Source organism: Pseudomonas libanensis (genome assembly GCF_001439685.1).
Lineage (GTDB): Bacteria > Pseudomonadota > Gammaproteobacteria > Pseudomonadales > Pseudomonadaceae > Aquipseudomonas > Aquipseudomonas libanensis.
Genome location: NZ_JYLH01000002.1, coordinates 585,501 through 602,796, shown reverse-complemented (window position 1 = coordinate 602,796; position 17,296 = coordinate 585,501). Strand labels below are relative to the sequence as shown.

The 17,296-nt window shown below is 60.2% G+C and carries 12 protein-coding genes and 1 pseudogene; 9 read left to right on the top strand and 4 right to left on the bottom strand.

What is annotated here, in order from left to right; translation table 11 throughout:
* Positions 1-14: 14 nt before the first annotated feature.
* Positions 15-1,334, top strand: coding sequence for an MFS transporter (locus TU73_RS05170; RefSeq protein ID WP_057011280.1), 1,320 nt, complete (start codon positions 15-17; stop codon positions 1,332-1,334).
* Positions 1,335-1,412: 78 nt separating this feature from the next.
* On the opposite strand, the gene TU73_RS05165 is transcribed toward TU73_RS05170, so the two are convergent.
* The gene (locus TU73_RS05165) at positions 1,413-7,367 is read right to left on the bottom strand and encodes an NEL-type E3 ubiquitin ligase domain-containing protein (RefSeq protein ID WP_057011279.1); all 5,955 of its coding nucleotides are present in this window, start codon (positions 7,365-7,367) and stop codon (positions 1,413-1,415) included.
* A 141-nt stretch (positions 7,368-7,508) separates the two neighbouring features.
* On the opposite strand from TU73_RS05165, the gene TU73_RS05160 reads away from it, so the two are divergent.
* The 3 genes from TU73_RS05160 to TU73_RS05150 are packed head-to-tail and all read left to right on the top strand — an operon-like array spanning position 7,509 to position 9,553.
* On the top strand, positions 7,509-8,072 hold the full coding sequence (locus TU73_RS05160; RefSeq protein WP_057011278.1) for a histidine phosphatase family protein: 564 nt from the start codon (positions 7,509-7,511) through the stop codon (positions 8,070-8,072).
* Entirely contained in the window at positions 8,069-8,824 is a 756-nt protein-coding gene (cobF, locus tag TU73_RS05155; RefSeq protein WP_057011277.1) for a precorrin-6A synthase (deacetylating), read from the top strand. Before TU73_RS05160 ends, cobF begins: the two co-directional genes overlap by 4 nt.
* Positions 8,825-8,836: 12 nt before the next feature.
* On the top strand, positions 8,837-9,553 hold the full coding sequence (locus TU73_RS05150) for an alpha/beta hydrolase (protein ID WP_057011276.1): 717 nt from the start codon (positions 8,837-8,839) through the stop codon (positions 9,551-9,553).
* Positions 9,554-10,226: 673 nt separating this feature from the next.
* Here TU73_RS05150 and TU73_RS05145 read toward each other — a convergent pair.
* Both TU73_RS05145 and TU73_RS05140 read right to left on the bottom strand, forming a co-directional pair.
* Positions 10,227-10,781 carry a DcrB/PsbP domain-containing protein gene (locus tag TU73_RS05145; RefSeq protein ID WP_057011275.1) on the bottom strand — a complete coding sequence of 185 codons (555 nt, stop codon included), beginning with the start codon at positions 10,779-10,781 and terminating at the stop codon, positions 10,227-10,229.
* A gap of 72 nt (positions 10,782-10,853) precedes the next feature.
* Positions 10,854-12,662 carry a monovalent cation:proton antiporter-2 (CPA2) family protein gene (locus TU73_RS05140; RefSeq protein ID WP_046072201.1) on the bottom strand — a complete coding sequence of 603 codons (1,809 nt, stop codon included), beginning with the start codon at positions 12,660-12,662 and terminating at the stop codon, positions 10,854-10,856.
* Between the two features lie 127 nt (positions 12,663-12,789).
* On the opposite strand from TU73_RS05140, the gene TU73_RS05135 reads away from it, so the two are divergent.
* The 5 genes and pseudogenes from TU73_RS05135 (at position 12,790) to TU73_RS05115 (ending at position 16,951) form a co-directional block, all read left to right on the top strand.
* A complete protein-coding gene (locus TU73_RS05135) occupies positions 12,790-13,020 on the top strand; it encodes a hypothetical protein (RefSeq protein ID WP_156421200.1) in 231 nt (76 codons plus the stop codon).
* 61 nt (positions 13,021-13,081) lie between these two features.
* Positions 13,082-13,442: pseudogene (locus TU73_RS05130) on the top strand (type II toxin-antitoxin system RelE/ParE family toxin).
* Positions 13,435-13,740 (top strand): XRE family transcriptional regulator, encoded by a 306-nt coding sequence (locus TU73_RS05125; RefSeq protein WP_057011273.1) that lies wholly within the window; start codon positions 13,435-13,437, stop codon positions 13,738-13,740. Before TU73_RS05130 ends, TU73_RS05125 begins: the two are co-directional and overlap by 8 nt.
* Before the next feature lie 295 nt (positions 13,741-14,035).
* On the top strand, positions 14,036-15,589 hold the full coding sequence (locus TU73_RS05120) for a DUF726 domain-containing protein (protein ID WP_057011272.1): 1,554 nt from the start codon (positions 14,036-14,038) through the stop codon (positions 15,587-15,589).
* A 42-nt stretch (positions 15,590-15,631) separates the two neighbouring features.
* The gene (locus TU73_RS05115) at positions 15,632-16,951 is read left to right on the top strand and encodes an Nramp family divalent metal transporter (protein WP_057011271.1); all 1,320 of its coding nucleotides are present in this window, start codon (positions 15,632-15,634) and stop codon (positions 16,949-16,951) included.
* On the opposite strand, the gene TU73_RS28050 is transcribed toward TU73_RS05115, so the two are convergent.
* The gene (locus TU73_RS28050; RefSeq protein WP_082642545.1) at positions 16,908-17,219 is read right to left on the bottom strand and encodes a type II toxin-antitoxin system Phd/YefM family antitoxin; all 312 of its coding nucleotides are present in this window, start codon (positions 17,217-17,219) and stop codon (positions 16,908-16,910) included. The two genes, TU73_RS05115 and TU73_RS28050, sit on opposite strands and share 44 nt — an antisense overlap.
* Positions 17,220-17,296 lie beyond the last annotated feature (77 nt).

Genomic DNA, 17,296 nt, shown 5'->3' with positions numbered 1-17,296 from the left:
AAGGAGTCCCCTCGATGGGCAATCCCGCACAAGACACTGTCCGCAAACGCCGCCGTGCGTTTCTCGGTGCTACCTCCGGCCACTTGATCGAGTGGTACGACTACGGCGTCTACGGTTTTCTCGCCGTCTATATCGGCCAGGCGTTCTTCGTCTCCGATGACCCCACCACCAGCCTGTTGGCCAGCTTCGCCGCGTTTGCCCTGAGCTTCTTTATCCGCCCCTTGGGTGGGCTGTTCTTCGGCCCGCTGGCAGACAAGATCGGCCGGCGCAAAACCCTGATCATGGCGCTGGTGATGATGTCCGGCTCCACAGTGTTGCTGGGCCTGTTGCCGACCTACGCCAGCCTGGGCATCGCCGCACCGATCCTGCTGATCCTGGTGCGCTGCGTGCAAGGCTTCTCGGCGGGCGGCGAAATCGGCACGGTCACCAGCTTTATCTCCGAATACGCCGGCCCTGGCCGCCGCGGCTTTGCCACCTGCTGGCTGATGGTCACCGCCGTGCTCGGCCTGCTGCTCGGTGGTGCCGTGGCCAATGGCATGACCTGGGTGCTGGGCGCCGAAGTCATGCAGGATTGGGCCTGGCGCGTACCGTTCCTGATCGCCGCGCCCCTGGGCTTTATCTCGATGTACATCCGCCTCAAGCTCGAAGACAGCCCCGAGTTCCTCGCCCTGCAACGCGCCGGGCAAACCTCCCGTGCGCCGCTGCGCGAGGTCTGGCAGTGGAAACGGGCGATTGCCCTGGTGTTCTTTATCATCACCTTGCACAGCTCGATCTTTTACCTGGTGTTGACCTTCGCCTCGACCTACATGGCCAAGATCCTCAAGTTCGACAGCGGCACCACCTTGCTCTATGTGTTCGTTGCCAGTTTTTCGGCCGCCTTCGTGATGCCGTTTGGTGGGGCCTTTACCGATAAGTACGGGCGCAAGCCGTTCCTGATGGTGATCGGCACGTTGGCAACCCTGGCAATGTTCTGGCTGTTCAAGATGGCCCCCACCGCCACCCCGGCAACCTTCTTCGCGCCGTTGATGGCGGTGGCGATCCTGTTCGGCCTGTACGCCTCGTCCACCTATGCGCTGATGAGCGAACTGCTGCCCACCCGCATCCGCTCCACCGGAATTGCCGTGGCGTACAACGTGCCGGTTGCGGTGTTTGGCGGCAGCGCGCCGCTGATCTCCACCTGGCTGATCAAGGTGACCGGGGACATTACCTCGCCGTGGTATTTCTATGTAGCCACTGGCGTGGTGTCGTTGATTGCACTGGTGGTGTTGCGTAAGGAAGACTTTGTTGCCAGCGGCAGTCCGCAGGTGGCACCTGCGGGGGCAGCATTGGCTTGATGTGATGGTTTATTAGTTGCCCAATATCCTGTGGGAGGGGGCTTGCCCGCGAATACGCAGTGTCAGTCACTGAATCTGTTACTGAACCAGCTCTTCGGGCCTGTCCCGCGGTACCAGGATTTCAACGATTTCCTCGCGAGTCAGGGTTTCGATCAAGGCACTTTCCTTGATCGCCAATTGTGCCTGCAGCTCGCCGGCTTGCTCGTTGTACAAGGCTTCTGACACTTGCTCGACACCCAGTTTTTCATGCAGTGCGGCCAACTGTTGTTGAAAAGGCTCGGCTTGCGCATCGAATTGCGCGCGATATTTTCCGGTGATGTAGTCCTGCCAGAACTCTTGGGACAGCAGCGCCTGAAATTCTCCTGGGCTGTTATCCAACGCAATGACCTGTTCGTAAGCGGCGTCCAGCATGGCCGGCGTCACGTCAGCGAGATGGGTGTAGCTGACTTCCTTCGGCTGGCCCGGCAGTTGGAGCCGGTCCTTGAGCCCATGCCGATAGGCCAGTCTGATCTCGACCTCTTCGGTCAGGCGTCGCCCGTGGTGGATTTTTTCGGCCATCGAGGCTGCCGGGTCATTGACGATGGCTTCACTGCGCTGGATGTCGGCCGCTGCGATCTTGTCGACCTCCTGCAACCGGAACAAACCTTTGGACAGGTGCGCCAATTGCTCGCCTTGGGTTTTGTCCAACGCTTGCACGCGGGCCTTGTAGATCAGCGTGCGCACCTCCAGGTTGCTGAAGATATACGCGGCGCGGTCACAACACGCCGGCGCGCCGGCCAGTTCGAACAGCTCGCGGCGCAGGCGCTCCGATTCCTCGGTGTTTTCGCTGATACTGTCGAGCACGGCCCAGATACGCTGTTGCAAGTCGGCATGGGCGGTGCCGGTTGCTCGCAGATCATCGATGATGACGAAGAACGGGTCGGCGCCCTCTCTGTCGTGCAGGGCCAGCCACTGGGCTTTTCGTACTGCCAGTTGGTCTTCGGGCAACCCTTGGGCCCAACGCAGAAACCGTTCCTGCGCGATGGTGCCGGGCACGACTGCGGCGCGGGTGTTCAGTGCAGTGGCCACCAGCCGGTTAGGGTTTTGTGGCGAGGCCAAGCCGGCTTGTTCAAGTTGCTGGCTATATTCCCTGACCTGCCGCACGGTGTCGGCAGTCAATGGATTGCCCGCGACAGACGTGACGGCATTCACCCGTGCCGTCTGCGCCAACCGCTCGCTGGTTGGTGCAATGATAGCGGCGGGAATGGTTGCGATCTGGTTATCACTGAGTTCTATCTGGTCCAGGTGCGGTTGCTCAAGCAACCCCTCGGGCCAGGTGGAGATGCCTGCATTTCTCATGCTCAGGGAGCGCAGATCGGTGATCTGGCTGAAGTTCGGCGTGATCCGCAGTGAATTGCCGTGCAGCCATAATGCACGCAGGGTGACCCGCTGCGACAGGATCCGCGCAGTTTCCTCGGTGAGCTGGATCAGGTTTTGATTCAAAAACAACCGTGTCAGGCCGTGCATGTCGCCCAGGGCCGGAGGCAGTGCCCGCAACTGGTTGTTTGACAGGTCCAGCCAGCGCACATGCGTAAAGCGTGCAAGAAAGCCTTCTGGCGAGGTGCTCAGGCCCATGTTGTTCAGTTTCAGCGAACCCACGTGGCTGAAGTCTACATCCAGGTCCGGCAGGCTGGGCAGCGTCAGGCCGCTGAGGTCCAGTTCCAGGCCAATCGATTGTCCGTCGTTAGCCAGTTTTGGCGGCGTTTCCCGCCGCCAGCACGCGAGAATACGTTGCGTGGCGCTGAAACGATCGTCGCGCCCCCCGGCGTTGGCTTGCCGTTGTCCCGCCCGCACGTAGCGCTGATGTTCGCCGCCACCGGAGAACGACCAGGCGTCCAGCTGGCGCTGCAACGTGGTGAACTCCACATTGAGTCCACTCACTTTTGCGTGGGCTCCGTCCCCCAGGTTCCAGATGAATTCCCTGGCCTGTTGAGTGGTTTTGTTCGGGTACATGCGCAACACCTTTTCCAGGCTGGGGTTGCGGCTGTCAAACATGATCTGGCGGGTCTCTTCCACCAGGTCCGGCCGGGTCTGGAACAGGCGTTTCCAGTAGGCGTCGAACTTCTCCCAGTAATCGTCAGGGAAGCGGTTGACCTCAAGCCGGGTGACTTGATTGAAGCGGGCGGTCGTTTCCACATGCTCATCAGTCGGGGTGAGGAGGGCTTCGGGCACTTCGCGCAGCAGGTTGTAGCTTAGGTCGAGTTGATACATCTGCACACCAGCGCGCGGCGCCAACCCGGGCGGCCATTGATCCAGCTGGGTGTTTCTCAGGTTTACGCTGGTCAACAGGGGGTTGGCGCTGAGGTCTGGAGCCGTTCCCAGCAGGTTATTGGAGAGGTCGAGATGGGCAAGCTGGCCCAGGGGGCTCAGCGTCCTGGCGCTTTGTTGTGGCAAGCGAATGCTGTTGGCACTCAGGTCCAGCGAGACCAGTGTGGTCATTTCGCCGAGCGTACTGGGTAATTCGGTCAGTCGACAGCGGTTGATGCTCAATGCCCTCAGCCGGGGAAAGTGTTTGAGGAATGCGTCAACATTGGCTGGGGATTTGGCACCGTAGATCTTGAGCATGTCGACATGACTGAAGTCTGCGCTCAACACGGGCAGCTCCAATCGGTTCTCTAAGTTCAACCGCATCTCGCCTGCGGACACTCTGCGCCAGTGGCTCTCGATGTCATTGGCAATTTGGACGGCGGGGTCCCTGGCACCTGAAGGGATTCGCTCTTTATTTGCCGTCACCCAAGTGGCCAACTCCTCTTTCAGTTTGGCGAACTGAGCTTCCCGAAGCTTCAACCCGGCTCCGACATCCGCGCCCAGTGACAGCTTGAAGGCGCCGAGCTCTTCATCGTTCATAAGCGGGTGCAGTGTTTTGATCCGGGCGTCGATCGACGCCTGCGAAGGGCCGAAAAGCCGGGTTCTCAATCGCTGGAATCCACGGCCACCGCCCAGCAGGCGCAGGCTTGGGTCGATGCTTGGCTTGAGCACCGGATGCTCCAGCAACACCGTACGCAAGGGCGCGCGTGGCAGGGGCGATTGTTGAATCGCGGTCTTCAATTGCGCCACATCGGTAAATCCCAGGCCTTGACGCTCGGTGGCGGATAACAGGTCCCAGGTCGCGGCGTAGAAGTCCCTGGGCATGGAGGCCTCGAACAAGCCGTTGTCCATCAGCACCAAGGTTTTGCGGGTGGTCGAGTCTATGGAACCGATGGCATCGAGTACGCTGCCCTGCGCCGAGTACTGGCGCATCTCCACCCGTGTTCCGCGCCGCCATCCGGGCAAGGTTTCCAGGGTGCGCAGGGCCAGGCGCAGGCTGTCGATGTCTGCCAGGGTGTCCAAGTGCAGCCCCGCATAGGCCCGCGATACGCGTGTTTCCTGCTCGAACCAGCGTGCCTGTTGCTGATATTCGTCCGGGAGGATCCCGGTATTTTGAAAGGCTTGCAGCTCTTCGCCCGTCAGGTTTTTGAGCAATTCGGCGGCCATGGATGCCGGCAGTTTGGGGTAAGTTCCGAGCACCAGCCTGACATCACGGTCGTCGGAGCTATTCAATGCGTTGTAGTGTTCCTCGACCAGTGCGCCCTTATACGTGGTGACGATATCGGCAATGTAGCTGCGCAACTTGCCGGCCCGTATTGCCAATGTGTCTGCGGCCGTGCCGGGAATATCCGCAAGTGTCGGCTCGATACCCTGCAAGCTGTACAGCACCTGGTTGAGCAGTTCGCCGCCGGCGATCTGGTTGTCATCGACGACCACCACGCGCCTGGAGGCCGTCACCGACGCGTCGTCTTCCCACAGCGTCTTGCCATGGCTGTCAAGAATCCGCAGGGGAGTGTCGGCGGGCAGCAGTCCGCGTCGGCGCATGATCTGCAGTTGCAGCGCCGGGTCGGCCTGGGCGTAGACCGCCGGCTCGGGGCTGTTCATTTGCTCGATGAACGTGGTCAGTGCCTGGTGAGCCTTGAAGTGTTGGAGCGTGTCTTCCAGCAGCAAAGGGACGGGCTGACGGTCGACGAAGGTCTGGCGCAACACGTCTTCATCGATGCCGCTGGCGCTGCGTGCCTGTTCCAGGGTTGCAGGGTCAAGCCCGCGCTGCTCCAGGCCCAGGCGCCTGACCAGCGTCGCTTGGTCCCAGGCCAGTGGCGCCTCGACTTCATGGCTCCAGGCGCCGGCATGGTTATGCTCCAGCAAGGGTTCATACGCGCCGGGGCGGCTGGGGTGCTGAATGCGGAAACGGCCGGTGACGGGCTCCTGCCTGACGCTGTAGTGGTCGCCTTCATGGGGCAGGATTGTCTGCCCGTTGTGCTGAAAAAGCCCCAAGGCGTCCGGCGTGGCATCGAGTGCTAGTTCGACGGGAACCTTATAGGGCGTAAGATCAGGGTTCCACAGCATCTGCTTGCCTGTCGGCAGCGTAACCGGCTTTAGATTGTCGACCATGCTTACCAGCTTGACTTCGGGTAATACCTTGGCGCCGGTGCCGATAAAGGCGACATTGAGTGCCACACTGGCGAAATGTGCCCACATCGCCTTGATGTCGCCCTGTTCGTAGGCTTCAAACCCTTCGAACACTTCGCTGCCCATCTGCGCGGCACCCACGGCGAGCATGATCGGCCCCAGCCCCGGTACTACAAACGCGGCGAGGTTGAACACGCTGACTACCGCGTCCAGGTAGCTGCTCAGCCGATCCATGCGCGCCTTGCGGTCTTCATCCCCGGTGGGCACGGCAACGGCGCGGGCGTCGGCGAGAATCTTGCGCAGGTGGGCGTCACGCAGGGGTTTCCATAGGTCAGCGCTGATCGCCAGTTCATCCAAAGGCAATCTCGCCGGTCTTGGCTGCATCGGGTAATCACCTGCTGCGCCATCGCCGTTGGCAGGTTTGTACAGCCGATTGAAGTGTTGAAAAAACAGCCCTTGTTCGCGCTGCGGCACGAATCGACTGAAAAAGCGCCGGTATGACGCGCTGTGCAAGCGGGTCCTGAGGTCGGCCATGAAGTCGCTGCTGGAGGCATATTCGCGCAGCGGTTGCTGGGGGTCATTGGGGATATACACCACCAAACGTTCGATGGTGTCACTGTTGGTACGGGCGGGGCCGATCAGCAACGGGCCTACCAGCACACTGTCAAATATTTTCAATGCGGCAAAGGTCGCCGGTTTGCCGTCGAGCATGGCGCTGCCCGGGTCTGTAATGATCTGCTGGATCATACGATGGGCGGCGTCGCTGATCCCCCATTGGGGCTGATGGCGCGCCACCTCTGCACTCAACGCCAGCAATTGGCGCTGATGTTCTTGCAGTTGCGTTTCCAGTGCTGCGCGTTTGTCGGCATCCGTGGGCTGCACGATGCTCTTGATGTGTTGCTGATACAGGCTGCCCAGGTCGAGGGTGCGGCACAAATCGGCGAACTCATGGGCCGCGATGGCGACGGCGTGCTTATTGATTACCCTGAAGTCTGGAACGATTTCGCTGTTGGTCGCATTCCATGTGGTAATGATCTGGCAGTCGGGACAGGCCGACGCTTGCGCTTCGTCTGGCGTGAAATTGGCCAGTGCGGCCTCCAGCAGGGAAATCGTTCGGTACTCATAGCGCGGGCTGCTTTGCTGCTCGAAGACGAATGCACCGAATAGGTCGTCGCGGCTTTTAAAACCATACTTGCGTGCGAAATAAACGTTGTTGACGTCCAGGTCTACATTGAAGCGGCGCTTGATCGCGTCCTTAAGTGGCTGCTCGGCGAACGCCAAGACGTCCTTGATACTGCCAAGACTGCTCTCAACCTGATTCAAGGTCTCCCGATAACGGGTATGACTATCGGCCAGTGCGCTTTTGTCTTGTGCCGTGGCGGTCAGGTACCAACTGGGCAATTCCAGTTGGTGGTTGGCGAGTTCTTGTTGGCGCTGCGCAGTGGCCTGGGTAAACCAGCTGGGCACGCGGTCTTTCAGAAAGTCGTAATGCACGCCGCGCAGGTCGACGTTGAAGGTGCCTTCGGCGGCAGGGGTTGCGGGTGAGTCTGACATATCGGGTCATCCATGATGGGCTGTAAAAAGCCAGCCTATCGAATGGCTCCCTGCGCCAAGCCTTAGGTATTTGTCGCGTGTAAAAAACGCTAGCATGTTGCAGGTCTAATCTGAGCGCACCAAAGCCAAGTGAAATTTTCGATGCAAACCACAGGGTTGACCTTGATCTGCCATGCCGTTACACCGCTGCAGAAACAGGGGCGTTTTGCCGATGATGAGTCGGTGGCGCTGGACTGGCAGCATGCGGCATTGTCACTGGCCGGGCGGTTGAGGAAAAATACCCGGCTGTTGTGTGGGCCTGAGGCGCGCACGCGGCAGACCGCTGGCCTATTCGGTAGCCACGCAATAATTGAGGGCGCCTTGCGCGATGGCGACGTTGGCCGTTGGAAGGGCCAGGCCATCGCTCAGCTCGACAGCGAAGACTTGAATACTTGGCGCACCGACAGCGCCAGCGCGCCCCATGGTGGTGAGTCGGTGGATCAGATTTGCGCGCGAGTCGGACGATGGATGCAGGGCCTTGAAAGCCAACCCGGGCAGGTGGTGGCCATCACCCACCCGTTTATTATCCGCGCCGCCCTGTTGTACGTGATGCAATGTCCGGTCTCGATGTTCTATTTGATCGATGTCGAACCGCTGTCGGCCACCGAGCTGCGCTTCAATAACCTATGGCGCCTGCGTCTGCAAACTAATGAGAGTGACCCATGAAACGCATCCTGATCATCGGCATCGGCGCCGGCAACCCTGACTACATCACGATGCAGGCGGTGAAGGCGCTGAACCGTACCGACGTGTTTTTCCTGATGGACAAGGGCCAGAGCAAAGACAAGCTGATCGACCTGCGCCGTGAGATTTGCCAGACCTACATCACCGAGCCCGGTTATCGCTTCGTCGAGGCCGACTGCCCCGAGCGCGTGCGCGGCGACATCGACTACACCACCGCCGTGCGCGACCTCAACCGCGACAAGCAGCAGACCTTCGAATACATGATCAACGAGCAAATGGCTGACGGTGAAGTGGGGGCGTTCCTGGCCTGGGGTGATCCGGCGTTGTATGACAGCACCATCCGCATTTTGCAGGCGATCCTTGCCGATGGCCGCTGTGAGTTTGAGTTCGAAGTGATCCCGGGTATCACCAGCGTGCAGGCGCTGGCGGCCCAGCATAAAGTGCCGTTAAACCGTATCGGCAAGTCCATCGAGATCACTACCGGACGCCGACTGGCGGCGGGGCAGGCGAGTGATGCCGATACCCTGGTGGTGATGCTTGACGCCGAGGATTCCTACCGCAGCGTGGTGGATCAGGACCTGGATATTTACTGGGGCGCCTACCTGGGCACGCCGGACGAGATCCTGATCAGCGGTAAAGTCGCTGAAGTGGCGCAAGAGATCGAACGGGTACGCAAGGCTGCGCGCCTGGCCAATGGCTGGATCATGGACACTTATCTGTTGCGCAAACCCTGAGGACGCTTCCCCATGCTCAAACTGTTTGCCCTGGCGCTGACCCTGGTCGCAAGTGCCGCCCACGCCGACTCCACCTTGCACACCGACTTGCCGCTGGCGTACCTGGAACAGACCCAGGGCGATGCGCGCAACCAGCCGCTGGTGATTTTCCTGCACGGTTTTGGCAGTAACGAGGAAGATCTGTTTGGGATCAGGAACGCGTTGCCGTCGACCTGGACCTACCTGTCGGTACGCGCGCCGCTGCCGGTGGAGCCGCAGGGTTATCGTTGGTTTACCAAGACCGATGAGCCCGAGTACAACGGCGAGACCGACGAACTGTTCAGCAGCGCCCGGCTGATCAAGGACTTTGTGGTCAAGGCCACCGCCAAGTACCACACCCAAAATGATCGGGTGTTCCTGGTGGGGTTCAGCCAGGGCGCGATCATGTCTTATGAAGTGGCCTTGCGTGAACCTGACTTGGTACGTGGTATCGCTGCGCTCAGTGGCAGCGTGCTACCGGTGCTCAGGTCTGCGCTGAAACCTGATGAGTCCATGGGCAAACTGGCGATCTTTATCGGCCATGGCACCTTGGACCAGGCGCTGCCCTTTAGCTCGGCCACGCAGGCGAACAAGGTGCTGGCGGGGTTGGGGCTCAAGCCGGAGTTTCATGAATACCCCGGGATGAATCACACCATCAGCGCGGCGGAAATCCAGGACTTAAAAGCCTGGCTTGAGAAAAGTCTGAAGTGAAATGCGCTTGAAAATGTGGGAGCTGGCTTGCCTGCGATAGCGGTGGCGCAGTAAAAGAGTGAGTGACTGACACACCGCCATCGCAGCATAGGTATCTACACAACTTTGTAGGCTGTAGCAGCCGACGGTAACCACGATGCGAAGCGAGTCGCTCTTGATTTTGATCTGCTTTTGATCTTAGGCGCCCCGTTAAACCACGCTGGCCGGAATTCGACAGGGGTTTGGGGGGTAAACCGGCAGGGATGCCGGTTTACCCGCCCCGCGCCATGGATGGCGCGTGGCGGCGACCCCCCAAATCACTGGCGAATTACGGGCACACCGAGCCTGAGCGAGGTGCCGAGTGGTGGGGCAAGAGCCTTTTGGTTACTTTTGGGCTCTTTTCAAAAGTGACCCGCTGTAAAAGCGGAACCAATAGCAGCCATTACCGCAGGAACGGATATGTACGCGGTCTGACCCGAGATCCTGGTCGGCTTTAAGGCCGCCTTCGCAGGCAAGCCAGCTCCCACATTTGGATCGCGGTGCGTCAGCTCGATCAGCGTCGGCTGTCAGTCCGTCACGGGAGCAAGCCCCCTCGCCACAGGTCCAGCGTCGCCCCAAAGTTGTGTAGATACCTATGGCCATCGCGGGCAAGCCCGCTCCCACATGGGTATTGTGTTGGCTGGAAGAGGGGGGGTTACTTGCCACCCGTAATCTGCTTCACCAACTGCGCATGCCCCTTCACATCATCGGCCCGGGAAATCGCCTGGATCACCAGCAATTGGTTGCCGGAACCGCCCAGGAAAGTGGAGTTCAAGGTCTTGCCGCCGCCCTGGGTAGCAGTGCTGTCCACTTGGCGCAGGCCGAGGCCCTTGTAGGTGAGTTTCTTCTCGCCCTGTTTCTTGAAGTCGGGCAGGGCGGCGCTCTGGTCCTTGACGAAATCGGCCACGGCGCCATCGAGGAACTGTGGGTCGTTATCCTTGATGGCCGCGCCGTCTTTGCGCACGGTTTCGGCGACGATCACCACGCTTTTCGTGGTCGGGTTGGCGTACAAGGTGCCTTGGGTATCGGCGGTGCCATCATCGGCCTTGCCGGAGGGCAGGGCGTCGGCGCTGTAGGCCTTGGGCAGGTCGAAAGTGAACTTGCCACCCAGGGTGGAGATCGTCTGCGTGTCTGGCTTGGGGGCCGCGAATACGCTGCCGGCGCTCAGCACCAGGCTCAGCAGCAATGCGGTCTTGGTGAAAGTGGCCATGAAGCACTCCAGGGATGAACGAAATTGCGGTCTATTCTGTCAGAAAATTCGCAACTTCGTTCGTCTCCAGCCTCAGACCTTGCCAGACTCTTCCTCAAGCCTGTCCATCTCGAACAGTCGCGCCAGCTCTGCCCTGGCTTCCTGGGCGGTCTGCATGACTTTGGCCGCATCGTCGTACACCGCGTGTTGGGCGGCGAGCACTTGCTGGTCATGATTCTTGAAGCGGTTGATGCGTGCGTCAGCCTGAGCCTGGGTCAATCCCAGGCCCACCAGGGTGCGGCGGCTCATTTCCAGGCTGGAATAGAAGGTTTCGCGCACCGGTGAGGCGTCCAGGTCTACCAGCCGGTGTACGTGCTGGCGATTACGGGCACGGGCGATGATCTTCATGTGCGGGTAGAGGTTGCGTACCAGTTCGGCGGTCTTGATGTTGATCTCTGGGTCGTCCATGGCGATGACGAAAAACTCCGCCTGGTCGACCTTGGCCGCATGCAGGATTTCCGGGCGTTGGGGGTCGCCGTAGAACACCGGCATGCCGCCAAAACTGCGAGTCAGCTCGATGGTTTCCACCGAGGTGTCGAGGGCGATAAACGAAATGTTCTGGGCACGCAGAATCCGCGCCACGATCTGGCCCATCCGGCCCATGCCGGCGATGACCACGCGGGGGGCGTCGCTCTCGATAGCGCGGTATTCCTCCGGCACTTCCACCGGCTTGACCTTGGGCTTGAACAGCTTTGGGCACACCAGCAGCAACAGCGGGGTTACCGCCATGGACAGGGTGATGGTCAGCACCAGCACGTCGTAGAGGTGCGGTTCGAACAAACCCTGGTCGCGGCCGATCTTGAACACTACGAAGGCAAACTCACCGCCCGCCGCCAGCACCACACCGAGGCGCAAGGCGCTTTCGCGATTGAGGTCGCCTACCATTCGGCCCACGGCATACAACAGGGGCAGTTTCAAACCGATCAACAGCAAGGTCAGGCCGATCACCACCAGCGGCGTGCTGAACAGCAGGCTGAGGTTGGCGCCCATGCCCACGCTGATAAAAAACAGCCCCAGCAGCAGGCCCTTGAACGGTTCGATCTGGGATTCCAGTTCGTGGCGGTATTCCGAGTCCGCCAGCAGCAGGCCGGCGAGGAAGGCACCCAGGGCCATGGATACGCCGACCAACTCCATCAGCCATGCGGTGCCGATCACCACCAGCAGCGCAGTGGCGGTGGACACTTCGCGCAGGCCGGTCTTGGCGACGATGCGAAACACCGGGCGCAGCAGGTAGCGCCCGCCGATGATCACCACGGCGATACTGCCCAGCACTTGCAACACGTGTTGCAGGCCCTGGGCCTCGGTGGTCGGGTGATCGCTGCCGGCCAGCAGCGGCACCAGGGCAATCAGCGGGATGGCGGCAATGTCTTGGAACAGCAAGATCGCAAAGGCCAAACGCCCGTGGGGTTGGTTGAGTTCCTTGCGCTCCGCCAGGCTTTGCAGGCCAAAGGCGGTGGACGACAGCGCCAGGCCCAGGCCCAGCACGATGGCGCTGTTCAGTGACTGACCAAACAGCCACAACGCCACTGCGCCCATGACCATCCCGGTGAGCAGCACCTGCGCCAGGCCGACGCCGAACACCGCCTTGCGCATTACCCACAGGCGCTTGGGCGACAGCTCCAGGCCGATGATGAACAGCAGCAACACCACGCCCAGTTCCGAAAACTGCGCCACGCTTTGCGGGTTGCCGATCAGCCCCAGCACCGAGGGACCGATGATCACACCGGCGAACAGATAGCCCAGTACCGCGCCCAATTGCAGGCGCTTGGCCAGGGGCACGGTCAATACGGCGGCGAAGAGGAACACCACGGCCGCTTGTAACAGGTTGCCTTCATGGGGCATTGCGAACTCCATTGTTTACTTGGATCAACAGCTAACCGCTCCTACGGGGGACGGAAACAGGGCGGTATTAAAACTCTTTTTCACATTTTGAAACTTGTATTTTTGTCTCGACAGTCAATGGATGACGGTGGCAGTGGCACCTGGGCAGCGGGGCGCAGTCGGTGGCGCGGCGGTGCAGAACGCGTTGCTCAACGCCGACGTGGCAGGGGCGCGTGCAGCCTTCGACAGCTTGTCCGGCGAGATCCATGCCAGCACCGCCAGCGCGATGCTCGAGGACTCGCGTTACCGCCGGTTGCCACGGCTCACCCGCAAGGCTGAAGAATGCACACACAATTTCTTCCGGAACGCGGTTAGCTGACTAACCAGCGTTGTCCTAAAGTTATGCCCTTGAGTTTATATTCCTTAGATGGCATATTTGCATGGTCTGGGACATTGAATACACGGATGAATTCGGGGACTGGTGGCTTGGATGCAAAGGAGCAATCTTCGGTGGCTGCCAGTGTGGATTTGCTGGGGCTGTTAGGGCCGGGGCTGCGCTTTCCCCATAGCAGCGATATCAAGGGCGCTCGACACGGCAACCTGCGAGAGTTGCGGATACAACATGCAGGGCGACCTTATAGAGTGTTGTATGCCTTCGATCTTCGGCGCTGTGCGGTGCTGCTGATAGGTGGCGATAAAACCGCACAGCACCGTTGGTACCACGAGTACGTACCCTTGGCAGAGAAGCTGTACGACGTACATTTAGAAACATTGCGTAAAGAGGGCCGTGACCATGGCTAAGAAATTCGCGGAACTGAAAGCTCGCATGACGCCCGAGTCGCTAGCCGATGCCGAGCAGATACTTCAGCAACATTTGAAAGAAATGCCGCTGCATGAGTTGCGCAAGGCCCAGCAGTTGAGCCAGGCAAGCCTGGCGAAGGCGTTAAACATCAATCAGGCGGCGGTTTCGAAGATGGAACGGCGTGCTGACATGTACATCAGTACGTTGCGTGACTATATCCGTGCGATGGGCGGTGAGTTGGAAATCATCGCTACCTTCCCAGATGGCCAAGTCAAGATTGACAACTTTGCTTGCTGATACTGATACAACCACCGTATGCCCGGCCAAGCCGGGCTTTTTGCTATCTGCTTTATAGTGAGACAGTCAAAGTTCCAGATTCCTGACATGACTATCTATCGTCATGCACGATCACTCTTTCAGCGCATTTACCGCGGTGTTCCATCGTAATCTGGGAGACTCTCCAGCGCGCTGCCTGGGCAGGTCCAAGGCGGCACCCTTGTTCTGATGGGGCCGAACGCTGGTCAGGATTCACCTTCCTCCTCGGCTCGGTTTGTTACTATCGCCCTCCCTTGCCACCAGGAGTCACCGGCCCATGCAACACCAGTGGGATGAAATGCACCGCACCCGCAAGCCCACGTTTGTCCTGTGTGGCGAGCCCCAGGGGGATGTGCTCAATCTCTATGTTCACGGTTACTCGGCCTTCTTCAACCGCCAGCAATTGGGCAATTTCAAGGCACAACTGGCAGGTATCGAAGGCTCGACCAACCTGATGCTGTTCTGGCCGGCGGGGCATTTCCTGGAAAACCTGTTCGCACCGTTCAAGGATGTGATCACCTCGATGCTCGGCGGTGGCGGCCTGGGTGCGGCCACGGTGGGGGTGGGCAAGGCGATTGCGTATTTTCTTGACCATTACAAAAGTGTCGAGGCGCGGGTCGATGAAGTGGCCAAGACCTTGTTGCCTGAACTGGCCGGTTTCCTGCACGCCGAGTCGCTGCCGGTGCGACGCATCAACCTGATCGGCCATTCCCTGGGTGCACGTATCCTGGTCAAGAGTCTGCTGGCCAGCCCCGAGGTTGCCCGTGAATTGCCGTTGAATAACCTGTTGCTGATGGGCGGGGCGATCTGTACGTCGAGCCCTTGGGATGACGTGTCGGCACCGCTCAAGGGCCGGCTGATCAACTGTCATTCGAGCAAGGACTGGGCGTTGGCGATGAAGCCGGATACCGAACGGTGCATCGGCCGTTATGCCATTGACGTAACGCCTGCATTGAAGACCAAGGTCACCAATGTGCACCTGGCCAGCTTCGATCATGCCGCCTACTGGCCGCAGTTGAAGACGGTGGTGCAGTACACCGACCTGCTGCAGGAACGCCGTGGCCTGATCCGCGCCGACCTGCGCAGCAGTGAAGTGCGTTTTGCCGAGGAGGATGGGGACCTGTTCCCGGCACTGGTGCAGGCGCGGCCGGATGAGTTGAAGTTTCTTGCCGAGCTGATGGCGCAAAAGCGCAGTGCCTCGATTGACGCCAGCGTGCGCGAGCCGTTGAAGCTGGCCATCGAGTTGCAACGCATGGGCGGCGACAGCTTTATGAACCTGGCCCGTGGCCATGGCGTGGGCTATCGCCAGATTGCCGAAGATGTGGCGCAACGCTTGGGCATCAAGTTCGACGCAGCGCTTGAAAGCGTGGCGCTGGCGGATATCGAAGGGCAGGTCGCAGAAAAGCTCATCGAGCAGTACAAGGACAAGCTCAGCCGCGCCGATCGCCAGGCGTTCGATGCCGAGCTCAAGGCTGCTGCGCAAAAAGAGCAGGGCCTGTTCACCCGCTTCGATGTGGGCCGCTCGGCCACCACCGCCTTGAGCGGCACCGCGCTGGCAGGGCTGACCGGGTTTATCCTGCGCCGGGGTGCGGCCACGGCAATTCCGTTGGTGGGCCAGGCGCTGGCCGCGGCGATGCTGCTGGTCAGCGGCGTCCGGGCGTTTTCCGGCCCGGCATATTCGATCACCACCTTGGCGGTGTTGGTGATCGGCGTGATTCGCCAGCGCATGGAGCGCGAAGCACTGAACCAGGAGCTGGACCTGGTGGTGCAGGTGGTGGAGGCGTTCGACTTGCCGCGGGATACGGTGATGCGCACGGTCGCGTCCGACTGATAAGCTGCTGCCCAAGTCTTGTGTATTTGCCTGGAATACCGCGTGAAATTCAGCCTGCCGAAAATCGCTACCGCCCCGTTCTGCCCGCCGGAAGTGGCCGGCTCCGTCATCGTCGACCCCAAGGCATCGTTTTTCAAACGGATGCTGATGTTCGCCGGCCCCGGCCTGTTGATCTCCATCGGCTACATGGACCCTGGCAACTGGGCGACCGCCATCGAAGCCGGGTCTCGCTACGGCTACAGCCTGTTGTTTGTGGTGCTGCTGGCCAGCCTGGCGGGCATGGCGGTGCAATGCCTGTGCTCGCGCCTGGGTATCGCCACCGGCAAAGACCTGGCGCAACTGTGCCGTGAGCGTTACAGCAAGCGTTCATCACGCACCCAATGGCTGTTGGCGGAAATTTCCATTATCGCAACCGACCTTGCCGAAGTGCTCGGTTGCGCCCTGGCGTTTCACCTGCTGCTTGGTGTGTCGCTGACCACCGGCATCGTCATAACAGCCTTTGATACGCTGCTGATCCTGGCCCTGCAAAATCGCGGCTTTCGCCGCCTGGAAGCGATCATGCTGGCGCTGGTGGCGACCATCGGCGTGTGTTTCTTTATCGAGCTGGTACTGATCAAACCCTCTTGGCCCGATGTGCTCAGCGGTTTCACCCCGTCATTGTCGGCCATCAGCGACGCTGCGCCGTTGTACCTGGCCATTGGCATTCTCGGTGCGACGGTTATGCCCCATAACCTCTACCTGCACACCTCCATCGTGCAAACCCGCCTGGTCGGCAAGGACCTGGCCAGCAAACAGGATGCGGTCAAGCTGGCGCGTATCGACACCATCGGCTCCCTGGCCCTGGCCTTGCTGGTCAACGCGGCGATCCTGGTGCTGGCTGCGGCGGCGTTCTACAAGAGCGGCCATACCGATGTGGTGGAAATCCAGGACGCCTACCACCTGCTCGACCCGCTCGTAGGCGGCGCCTTTGCCAGCATCCTGTTCGGTATCGCCTTGCTGGCCTCGGGCCAGAGCTCGACCTTTACCGGGACGATTGCCGGGCAAGTGATCATGGAGGGCTACCTGAACCTGCGCATACCCTGCTGGCAACGACGCCTGATTACCCGCGGGCTGGCGCTGATCCCGGCGTTCCTCGGCGTGTGGCTGATGGGTGACGATGCCATCGGCAAGCTGCTGATCCTCAGCCAGGTGGTCCTGAGCCTGCAGTTGCCCTTTGCGCTCTACCCGCTGATTCGCATGACCGGTGATAAACAGTTGATGGGGCCGTTCGTCAACCGGCTGCCCACGCGGCTGTTGGCGTGGTTTCTGTTCGCGGTGATCAGTGGGGCGAATGCGTGGTTGATTGGGCAGTGGTTGTTTTGAGTGAGGCGGCGGGCAGGTGCTTTTTCTCGAATGCCTGCAGCAGGCTGTCAGAAAGCGGCTCGTCAAAGTCATCAGGAATGATCAGTTTCCCTTTCATCGCGCCTATTCGGCGTCCAGGCGCCTTTCGCGCAGTCACCAGCTGGGCAAATGCCAAGCCATGCTTGGTGATAGTGATGACCTGGCCAGCGTTGGCCTGCTGAACCAGTTTCAAAAAGTCGGCTTTTGCCCGGCTTAGTGAGACAGTCAATGTCGGACACGAAGTGTTCATGGTGGAACCTCGGAAGCGAACGTTGCCAAAGTCTGCCCCAACGCGCCGCGCCTAAAAATACTGGCCCGTAAAATCAG

Bases quoted from the DNA above. Each gene is read 5' to 3' on its own strand.
- TU73_RS05170 (WP_057011280.1), top strand. From the start codon at position 15: ATGGGCAATCCCGCACAAGACACTGTCCGCAAACGCCGCCGTGCGTTT.
- TU73_RS05165 (WP_057011279.1), bottom strand. From the start codon at position 7,367: ATGTCAGACTCACCCGCAACCCCTGCCGCCGAAGGCACCTTCAACGTC.
- TU73_RS05160 (WP_057011278.1), top strand. From the start codon at position 7,509: ATGCAAACCACAGGGTTGACCTTGATCTGCCATGCCGTTACACCGCTG.
- cobF (WP_057011277.1), top strand. From the start codon at position 8,069: ATGAAACGCATCCTGATCATCGGCATCGGCGCCGGCAACCCTGACTAC.
- TU73_RS05150 (WP_057011276.1), top strand. From the start codon at position 8,837: ATGCTCAAACTGTTTGCCCTGGCGCTGACCCTGGTCGCAAGTGCCGCC.
- TU73_RS05145 (WP_057011275.1), bottom strand. From the start codon at position 10,781: ATGGCCACTTTCACCAAGACCGCATTGCTGCTGAGCCTGGTGCTGAGC.
- TU73_RS05140 (WP_046072201.1), bottom strand. From the start codon at position 12,662: ATGCCCCATGAAGGCAACCTGTTACAAGCGGCCGTGGTGTTCCTCTTC.
- TU73_RS05125 (WP_057011273.1), top strand. From the start codon at position 13,435: ATGGCTAAGAAATTCGCGGAACTGAAAGCTCGCATGACGCCCGAGTCG.
- TU73_RS05120 (WP_057011272.1), top strand. From the start codon at position 14,036: ATGCAACACCAGTGGGATGAAATGCACCGCACCCGCAAGCCCACGTTT.
- TU73_RS28050 (WP_082642545.1), bottom strand. From the start codon at position 17,219: ATGAACACTTCGTGTCCGACATTGACTGTCTCACTAAGCCGGGCAAAA.